Genomic DNA, 10,069 nt, shown 5'->3' on the forward strand with positions numbered 1-10,069 from the left:
GCAAGATCAAATTCTTGAAACGGCTCATGTTCGGCCGCGCCAACTACGACCTCCTCAGAAAGATGGCACTGCTGAACTGAGCTGAGATCACCGACCGTGACCGCTCCCCAGCAAATGCACCAGACCCAGTTACCGAGGAAACCTCTTCAGGGAGACAGCCGACCGCCTTCCAGACCTTCCTGGACCAGCACGGGATCCCCCGGTCGAAGTCCTGGCGAACCCTCGGCAGCTGACCTCGACTATCAAGATCCCCGACAGAGTCAAAGCTAAGTCTTACGGGTGTGCGGACACGGCGGTGCCTCGCCATCGGCCGGGAGCTCATCTCCGAGGATCGCGCCCGCAGCCTGGCGCAAGGTGCGTCTGTCACCGGGGTCGATGAAGCCTACGAGGATCGCCAGCGCGAACTCTGCAAGGAACGTCGTTCCTGTCACGTGGTCGATCGCTTTCACGTACTTGTCCCGGCTCTCTGCCTGGCCGAGGACAGCGCGGAAGGCGACGGCCTGCCCAGCCAGATGTAGGGCCAGGGTGAGATCCTCCACAGTGACACCCGGACGTAGATGGAGACCTCGGTCTTCGAGAATCGCGGAGTACAGATCGCGCCAGCCGTCAACCTGGCGTCGGTCGACCTGCCGCAGTGCGCGTACCAGGACTTCATCGTGGGGGAAGAGCGCTTGGAAGGCCATCTGTAGGCGGAACGCCCGGTTCTGGTGCATGGCGGCCACCTCCTGATAAGCGAGGTATTCGATCATCGCGACAGCTGGTGTCTTGGCCGACGCGGACCGCAAGTCGTGCATCCGCTCCGGGTGCTGCACCTTCAGTAGCAGTGACCGCAGAGCGAAGTGGACGAGGTCCGACAGATACTCTGACATCCGCTGCCACCGGTGCCGAAAACTCGCTTCGGTGAGGGAGCTGCCCTTTCCGCCTCGCCGAGCCTTGGCGACAACACGACGCCGAGAGATCCCGGCGAGTACGTCCTTGAAGGGAGCTCGGGCTTCCGCGGCCACATCGAGGCCCATCTGCTGAAAGAGCAACTGTTCTCCCGCGAGCAGAAAGCCTCGCGCCTGGTCGTCGGCCAGTTTCTCCGGAACTTCCGATAACAGTTGTGAAAGATCTTCATGTTCATCCGGAGAGGGTCCGATCATTTTGTCCATTTCCTATCCCTTTAGTCGTTTTCCTTGACTGGCAACCCAACTGGGATGTGAGGAAAGTAGCCCAGAAGTTGTCGACGTGGGAGAGTATTGGAGAAAGCCGCATAAACGAGAGCTTTTGGTGCCATAGGTCAGTAAATATAGATTTCCGGCGAAGGTCCTGATTGGGTAAATATGAAACATTTCCGGCCGCGCCGGTTCCCATCACACGAGGTGGAGAGCTTGTTCTTCTCGGGCGCACCCCAGTTGCTGCGCCTACTCGACTATCTGACTCGGCATAGATGGCGCAGCGCCGATCTTTCCGTCGTCCACCTCGTGCGGGAGAACCCCCGACAAGAGCTGTTCCGGCGTCTGATCGACCGCCTCCAATGCACCGGACAGAGCAAGGCCCCGTACACGGAGGTCAGACCCGGGCACATGATGTCCAGCCAGTACCGTGGACCTCGACGGTCACTTACATACTTGATCAGGCAGTGCCCGACCTCGAAACCCATGACAGGTGGCGCTATCGGCTGCGTTCCCAGCGCTACATCCTCAACTCCTGGCTCTGCGACCTCGGGCCAGCCTCTGAGGGTACCGACTGCGAAAGTGCGTGGCCGAGATCACCCGACGGTGGGATCGTCCGATTGACGCAAGGCATCGCTTGCGCAGGACGACCTCGACGATGCCATCCAGGATGCAATGGCCGAGACTCTCCTGGTATCGCCAGATCGTCCCCGCAGCGGGGACCCTGCGGCTGACCTCGCGACCCAATACCTTCCTGAGCACACCGCGCTTATCGCCCGGAAGTGCGCACCAGAGCTCCGGGCCCATCGCTGCGAGCGGCCGGCCTACAAGCTGTCGGAGATACTCGCTGGCGCAAAGAACAGATCCTCAGTGGCCTACTCGTCAGTTTGTTTCTAGAACATCAGCAAAAGGATCAGCGCGACCTGACCGGAAAGCTGCGCATGGGCTGCGCGCAAAATACTCGACCGGTCGCTCAGAATCAGACCAGGGTCCGCCTCAGGCTGCCCATCCCTCAGCGGGATCCGCCGTTCGTTATCAGCCCCCTTCCGTCCGCTGAGGCAAAGGTAGGCAGCGAGCACGCTCGGCGGCCGATGCGAGGATCTTCTACGAAGTGCAGTTGCGCCGGTTCCGTAGGGACGGCAGCCGATGGATCTGGTCGCCGCCCTTCCGGCTCCCGCCTACTGAAGAGGTCGGGACTACCGGGCCGAACTCCACCGTGTCGGTCTGGCCTCGTACCGGCTGACCAGCAGATAAATGAGGCAAAACAGCACGCCGGTCAAGTCTAGAAGACCGATCAAGCCCCTGCGTGCTAATTCTGGCACAAAAAAGAATATTCGCGCCATCACAGCACCCTGGCGTATTGACGTAATCAAAACCGCCTTTATCTACCGTGTCACCATGAGCCAGTATTTGCAGTCCGGGCTGCGGGTTGGATACTAACACAGAGCGAGATAGCAGAAATTTCCTTCTCCTAAATTCTCGGCCACCAGAGAGCCACATCCAGAATGACAGCGATTACCCTTTTCACGCCATGGACGCGGTCGGAAACGAGGAATTCTCAATTGTGCCCTACCGTACAGATCCTTTACCCATGCAAGGGGAATAGGAATGAATCAAGCGTCTGGCCCCTCGGTTCAACTGAGAGAGATGCTCAAGGAGCTAGCAGAGCTAACGGGCAAGCCAACTCAAGACTCTCAAGCACAGCAACTTGGGATTTCCGACACGTCGCTGTCCAGCTATCTCGCCGGCAGCCGAATCCCGCGCGAATCCACCCTGGTCAAGATGCTGGCCAGAGCGCGCGTGCCGGAACACCAGCACGGCATATACCTTAAAGCGAGACAGAACGCCGAAAACGCTCCGCGAACACAAGCATATAGCCAAAATGGACATATACCTCCAACTCTTTCGCCGACTGATACGGACAACGCCGACGAACCTTTGCCTGGACGTCCGCAAACGAAAATTCGGCCAGGAAAGCAGCACCCTTGGCTGTTGGGGGGCTTGATTTGCCTCGCGCTCATACTACTGGGTGTGATCATGCAGCAGTTGTCATCGGGTTCCCCTGGGACGGCCACCACCCCCCCGCGCGCGGTCCTGCTGAAGTGCAGCCTGGTGAACACCATGTCATCGCCGGTCTACGTCAAGATCGGTGATCGTAAACCGGTCAAATCCAAAGTCCTGGGCGACAGAGTGCGACTCGTCGAAGTTCCTCACAAGACAGGACCCGATGGCATTCTCTACCAGGCAGTGGCTCTGCCCGACCCGCACGATAGCCCCAACGGAGTCGGCTGGATGCCAGCAGCCGATCTGATACCAGACCCTCGCCAATGCGCGAACCTGGGCAAGCGTCCCTGACGCCATCAGGCGATCCGTCGCGTCGACGCTTTGCCATAATTCCCGTTTCCCTGCTCGAATCCCCAGCTCAGAGGCCAGCGGGAATTCCCGTTTCCCGGATCCCCTGCCCTCTGGAGAAGACCTACGGAAGCTTGAAGCCGTCATCGCGTACAAAGCGCGGATCGGATATCCCCTAGAAAGGAATCCTCTGTTGCACAGACCTCTTACAAGCCGCCGCGTCACCGCACACGCCAGCCTCAGCCTGGCCCTCCTCACAGCAGGCAGCGTCATTGCGATGAGCGTGACCACGGCGGCTCACGCGGCCGGACCCCAACTCTCGGCCACCACCGGCGACATCGGCAAACGCTGGACAATATGCGCCCAGGACATCACTCTTCGCGATTCCCCAGGCGGAAGGGTGATCGGCACCCTGTACGGTCCTCAGCGCGGCGGGCCGGCCCAGACCTTCAGCATCACCGGCATGACCCACGGCGGCGAATGGGTCCGCGGTCACGCCTGGGGCCATGTCAACAAGGACGGCTATCTCCAGAACGGGTGGTTCTGCCAGGACAACCTTCCCCCGGCAAACCCACTGGCGACCACAGCACCACCAACTGCCACAACGCCACCAGTGGCAAAAGCCGACGCCTTAGCAACCTCGCCTCAGGCCCTACTCGCCAACGCCAGTGATCTGGAGCGGAGGTTCCAGCCCGCCTACGACTACGACAAGGACGGCTGCTACTCCACCCCCGCCATCGGCCGCGACGGAACCATAGCCCCGGGCCTGAACCCGAGCGGTGCTCCAAACGATAACTGCCGTGACCGCTCGGACCTTGACAACACCAACGGCTACGCCCGCTACAAGTGCAACAACGGCTGGTGCGCCATCATGTACGCCCTTTACTTCAGAAAAGACCAAACCTCCCTACCTAGACGGGTGGGGTCGCACCGCCACGACTGGGAGCACGTCGTGGTGTGGGTCAGGAACAATCGGGCCGAGTACGTCGCGACCTCCGCCCACGGCAATTACGACATCCGCCCCAGCAGCCAGGTCCGCTGGCTTGGCACCAACCCAAAGATCGTCTACCACAAGGACGGATGGCGCACACACGGCTTTCGCCTAGCGAACGCAAACGACGAACCGCCGGAGAATCACTACAGAAGCTGGCAATTCCCCAGCTTGGTCGGCTGGAACGGTTACCCGCCGAGTATCCGTGACCGCCTGATCGGGGCCAATTTCGGAGCAGCACAACTGGATCTCAAGCCCGGCAGGTTCGCGCCGAACCTCGCAAAGGCTAAGCCGTCCAGCATCAGCTTCAACCCCTACGCCTGACAACGTTCGGCTGGGGAGGCGCGTACCCAACCCCAGGGGAATGCCGCCTCCCCACTCCCTTGCTGGGCATCCAACCACCCCGTTATTCGCCGCTTTCTTATCGGACGGGTACGCGATGGTCCGGCCTCCGAGACCGAGTTGCGTACTACCTGCCAACGCCAAAGCTCGACGCAGTTGTCGGGTACTGCGGCCTGCAAACACCTCACCCTCCAAGGAGTGATAGCACGTGATCCGTACGTTGTCCGCAGTCGCCCTCCTTGCCGCACTGACTGGTGCGGCAACCGTTTTCGTCACCACCGCGATTCCCACGTCCGCTCGGGCGACCACAGGAGGAGCAATCCCGGGCCCATCTGTCCGAGAGCTCTGCGGAATACCGATTGTTAACCACTTCGTCCCCGCCTGCTCTCACGGACGATGGGAGCCCCGTCAGCTCAAGACGATGCGGTGCATAGCGGGCCATGCCCCATACTCTGGGATTCTCGGCGTGCCAAAGGTCACCTACTGGACGACCTTGTGCGCGAAGAGCGATTGGAGCAAGTGGTAGTTCGATTTGGCGCAGGTGCCGTCACCGGGCCAGTTTCGGCGGTGACGGCACTCAACCAAGTGCTCCAGGCCGCTGAAATGCCGCCTGCGCGACGTCCGGTGTCGAGTTCAAGGCTTGTATATGCCGGGATATCGGCTGAAGGCCCTGAATTGGGGTGAGCGGCTTGTTGCTCCGCCGATGCGCGACGCCCCTTGAAACGATGACGCCTGGTCGCCGTAAGCGGCTCTGTCAAGCCTTCGTCCAGGCCGCATCCCTCCGGCAGGCTCATCTTGGGCGCGGCACGGCAAAGCCAAGAAGGGTTCCCCGCCCACGCGCCGCACGGTACTGACCGTCTGGGTGCCGACTGGACAAGAGCCATGTACGAGCAAGAGCGCAGACTTTCTTGCCGCTATCGCGGGTGCCCGAGAACCGGAGACAGGGAGACCGTAGGGGGACCGGCAGTTCTAGACGGTACCGGCTCCGCACGGCTTTTGTGTCACCGAACAGCGCGCTGATCATCGTCCGATCCGCCCACGACGCCTGGGGCCTTGACACCTGGATCAGATAAAGCAGCCGCAACGCCATGGACAGCGATTCATGCCTGCAAGGACGGGAGCGCCAAACCCCAGGTCAGCCCCAGCGGCCGAGTTTCGGCACCCACAGCCTGGGTGGCTCTCAAACTCACCGACATGACCGCCAACCCCAACCTGCCGCCCACCACAACACCTAGCTCCCGAATCCACCCACAGAGCCACCGGACCGATAACCTGGGGTCTGCTCGCGAAACCACGGTAACGCCGGTGGGCGAGGGATAGATGACCAAGCATGACTGGACGGGGGCCCATGGCCGCTGACGATCTCCACCTCGCCCTTTCGCAGATCGAGGAGGCCATTGGCATCGGCCGCCCCATCGGCGGCGCCAAGCTCCCCGACGCGATCCGCTTCTTCCGCGTACTGACGTTCCTGCGCGACAGCCTGTGCCCACGCCTCAACGACCTGGCCAGGGCTGCCGACGGCAAGAGCGGCGACCTCGTCGTCGTCCTGACCGACCTCATCGTGGCGACCGTGGGCAGAGTCCCCATCCCGGCCGCCACCGTCGCCAGGGCCATCGTCGGAATCGGCGCCGACCGGTTCTGCGCGAACCCAGCCGCCCTCGTGGAACCCGACACACAGCCCGCGGAATGACCGGCCCGGACACCTGGGCTCCGTTCGTCGCCGCGATCGCGGAGCACCAGAGGCGGTCCGAGCGGGACGGCGCCTTCCTCCGCAACCGCGCGGAGGTCGAACAGCGATTCGCCGATCTCGACGCCTTCCACCAGGCGCTGCGCGCCGACGAGGTCGATACGCAGGCACTGGCCGCACTCGGCGGGATTTCCGTGGCGCAGGCGGAACGGCTGCGCCAGGACCTGGACGGCGCTCCGATCCGCTTCACCTCCGCCGAGCCCCCCTCCAGCGCCGCCCACCTCGCCGGGTCCTTCACCCGCGTGAGCGAGCTCATGGGGCTGGACCCGGCGCACGAGTTCCTCTTCGCCACGGACTATCGCTACCGGCCGCACGCCTCGGTGCAGCCGTGGGCCGAGAACCGGTACCTGGTGCTGATGGGCCGCTACGTGGTGGAGGACACGTGGACGCTGTCGCTCATCCTCGCGCAGCTCGTCGTCCTGACCGGCAGCGCGTTTCCCGGCGTGGCGGAGCCGTGGACGCACCCGGACTTTCCGCAGGCCATGCTCGACACGGCCCAGCACAACCCGTACCTCCAGCAGCAGATCGCGTACGGCATGTGCGCCGCGGTCGAGGGCGAGCGCTACCGGACGGCCGTCGGCGTCGACGACCACACGATGCTGACCCCGGTCATGGCCGAGATCGCCCGCGGGGCCATGGACTTCCTGGTCGGCCACGAACTGTCGCATGTCCACCGCGGCCACCTGCACGCGGCCAGCCGCTCCGCCGGCGAGTCGCCGTGGTTCGCGGGCGAGGCGTTCGAGCGGGCGCGGGAGACGCCCGACGGCGCCGCCGCGGTCGAGGCCTACCTTCGTGACTACTGGCCGGCGCACAGCATGGAGCTGGAAGCGGACCTGTTCGCGCTGATGTCGGCCGCCGACATCGGCGCGTCCGTCGCGAAGGAATTACGCCTGGTAGGCATCCAGTTCGCGGTGAGCCTGCTGTCCTTCCTCGACCGGGCCAACTACCTGATCGAGTTCGGGTACGACCCCGCCGAGGCGCTCGGCCTGCGGCAGTACAACCGGGTGCCCGGGCTTGTCGATGTGATGCTGCCGATGGCCACGCACCCCTGGGGCAAGACTCGCGCAACCGCGGTCACTTCCGGCGTGCAGGTCGTCTACCGGGACCTGGTCGACCCGGTGGAACTGCGCCGCAAGGCGCTCCTGATGTAGGCGGTGGGAAACCTCCTGGCCTCGATGAGCGGGCCCGCGCTCAACGCCATCCGGTGGATCAACAGCCGGCCCGGCGAGAGCCTGGCCGCCATCCTGCCCGACGACAGGCTGATCACCCAGTACTGGCCGCCCGACGCCACCATCGAGGACGACAGGCTGGAGCAATTGGAGTCGAGCGCCTCCCTCTTCTACACCGACCTCGCCGAACCCGCCGCGTCGGTGACCGTGCTCCCGGCCGCGCACGCCGCCGAGATGGTACGGCGTGCCGCCGGACCCGGCCTGCTGGAGGGCGTCGACGAGCTGTGCCGCAGGCTGGGATACCAGGCGCCGGCGATCGAGCAGGCGGCCGCCTACATGCGGCAGCACCGGATCCCTGCCACGGCCTACCTGCGGCTGCTGCCAGATCCCCGCCCCGACGAGCTGCCTGTCGCGCTGACCTGCCAGGTCAGTCTCGCCCACCTCCGGGAGGATTGGAGCATCCTGCCCGAGGCCAACCTCCGGATCATGTCGTGGTACGCGCCCGACGACATCCCCATCGACCTGCTCCGCGCCCAGGGCGACGACGTGCTCTCCGCTGCCGAGATGGACGCGGTGCTCTCCGCGCTGGCGACATACGCGCTGATCCTCCTGGACGACGATGCGGTACGAGTCCACCCGCTCGTCCAGGCCGTCGCGCGCGACACGGACACTGTCACGCCAGAGCTGGTCTTTCCTCCCCGCGAGACGTTGGAAATCGCCGTGGTCCTCCTCGAAGCCGCCACCCCGGAGTGGCAGAATCCCGCAGGCTGGCCGACGTGGCGCAGGCTCCTCCCGCACATCGACGCCATCGCCGGCCATCTCGCCGACGACGAGGGGCAGGTCCCGCCGCTGGCGCTGTGGACCGCCACGGCGAACGTCCTGCTCGATCAAGGACTGGTGGAGCGCGCGCTCGGCTACTTCCTGCGCGCCCTCGCGGACGGGCAGCGAGTGGACGGTCCGGACCATCCCGACAACCTGGCACTACGGCACAACCTGGGCCACGCCTACACCATCGCCGGCGACCACGCCGAGGCGATCTCCACCCTGGAGCAATCCGTCTCCGACCGCGAGCGGGTGATCGGGTCCGACCATCCGGACACGCTCACCAGCCGCAACAGCCTGGCCACCGCGTACATGGCCGCCGGAGACCACCCGCGGGCGATCGCCCTGCTGGAACGTACCGTGTCTGACCGCCGCCGGATCCTGGGCCGTCGCCATCCCCACACCCTGGCGTCGCAGAGCGACCTGGCCACGGCCTACGTACTGGCTGGAGCACCGGACCGAGCGATCGGGCTGCTCAGAAAGGTCATCGCGTGTGCCCGGCGCATCAACGGGGCCGATCATCCGGACGTCGTCATCGCCCGCGGGAACCTCGCGTACGCCTACTTCGCCGCCGGGCGCGTCTCCAAGGCGATCCCGCTGCTGGAGCAGTCCGTCACCGACCACGAGCGGGTGTTCGGGCCCGACCACCCGCAGACGCTGACGTCACGCACCGCCCTGACCGACGCTCGCGAGGGAGTCGGCCGCGGCTAGGGTCACATATGCACGTCTAATACGAAGATCGTGCTGGCGGGCGCCTGACGTATGGCTTGGCGGACCCGCGCATATTCACTTGACTTGCACTTCCGGGCCGAAGTGAGGACCTGTGGGTGCCAAGAACTCGGCCGCCCTATGCGACCTGCGCGTATTCGTGGATCAGCCCGCCAAGGCGGTCACGTCGGATGACCTTGACATCGTCCCCGACCGGGTCAGGAAGGGCTCGCAGCGGAGCGGCCTGGCCCAGGGAGCGATGCGGGCGATGCTCATTGAAGTGAGTCTCGTAGGTGGCCGGCACGCCTCGTAAGTGGCGGGCGTTGACGATGAGGATCCGATCAAGGAGTTCTCGGCGCAAGCCGCCGATCCAGCGTTCGGCGAACGCGTTGGCCCGCGGAGCCCGAGGCGGCGTCTTGAGGATGCCGATGCCCTCGGCCGTGAAGACTTCGTCGAACATCGTGGTGAACTTCGTATCCCGATCACAGATGAGGAACCTGAACCCCTCCGCCCTGTCCCCCCAGCTCGATCATCAGGTTTCTGGCCTGCTGTGTAACCCACGGCCCGGTCGGTTGCTCGGTGACGCCGAGGATGTGCACCCGGCGGCCCGATCCGCCCACGACGCCTAGGGCCTTGACACCTGCCGACGCAACACCGCGAGCAATCGTCAAGAGTTGTGGATCGATTGAGAGCAGGATTCTCAGGACTGGTCTGTCATGTCGGTGGCGACGAGTTCGACCTCGAACCCGTCCGTGTCCTCCAGATAGGCGGCGTAATGCTGTTC

The 10,069-nt window shown here is 64.2% G+C and carries 7 protein-coding genes; 5 read left to right on the forward strand and 2 right to left on the reverse strand.

From position 1 onward, the window contains the following. Positions 1–266: 266 nt before the first annotated feature. A complete protein-coding gene (locus tag LDL49_RS55670) occupies positions 267–1,151 on the reverse strand; it encodes a hypothetical protein (RefSeq protein ID WP_225303057.1) in 885 nt (294 codons plus the stop codon). Positions 1,152–2,801: 1,650 nt separating this feature from the next. Here LDL49_RS55670 and LDL49_RS55675 point away from each other — a divergent pair. The 5 genes from LDL49_RS55675 to LDL49_RS59015 all read left to right on the forward strand — a co-directional run bounded on the left by LDL49_RS55675 (position 2,802) and on the right by LDL49_RS59015 (position 9,288). Further along, positions 2,802–3,509, forward strand: coding sequence for a helix-turn-helix domain-containing protein (locus LDL49_RS55675; protein WP_225303058.1), 708 nt, complete (start codon positions 2,802–2,804; stop codon positions 3,507–3,509). Between the two features lie 274 nt (positions 3,510–3,783). Further along, positions 3,784–4,821, forward strand: coding sequence for an NPP1 family protein (locus LDL49_RS55680; RefSeq protein ID WP_225303059.1), 1,038 nt, complete (start codon positions 3,784–3,786; stop codon positions 4,819–4,821). 1,366 nt (positions 4,822–6,187) lie between these two features. Beyond that, a complete protein-coding gene (locus LDL49_RS55685; protein ID WP_225303060.1) occupies positions 6,188–6,529 on the forward strand; it encodes a hypothetical protein in 342 nt (113 codons plus the stop codon). Then, positions 6,526–7,737, forward strand: a complete 1,212-nt coding sequence (locus tag LDL49_RS55690) for a M48 family metalloprotease (RefSeq protein ID WP_225303061.1) — start codon at positions 6,526–6,528, stop codon at positions 7,735–7,737. The genes LDL49_RS55685 and LDL49_RS55690 overlap by 4 nt, the downstream gene beginning before the upstream one ends. Positions 7,738–7,740: 3 nt before the next feature. Further along, positions 7,741–9,288, forward strand: coding sequence for a tetratricopeptide repeat protein (locus tag LDL49_RS59015; protein ID WP_225303062.1), 1,548 nt, complete (start codon positions 7,741–7,743; stop codon positions 9,286–9,288). A gap of 136 nt (positions 9,289–9,424) precedes the next feature. On the opposite strand, the gene LDL49_RS55700 is transcribed toward LDL49_RS59015, so the two are convergent. Then, entirely contained in the window at positions 9,425–9,745 is a 321-nt protein-coding gene (locus tag LDL49_RS55700) for an integrase core domain-containing protein (RefSeq protein ID WP_225303063.1), read from the reverse strand. Positions 9,746–10,069 lie beyond the last annotated feature (324 nt).

The organism is Nonomuraea aurantiaca, from assembly GCF_020215705.1.
In the GTDB taxonomy this organism is placed as follows: domain Bacteria; phylum Actinomycetota; class Actinomycetes; order Streptosporangiales; family Streptosporangiaceae; genus Nonomuraea; species Nonomuraea aurantiaca.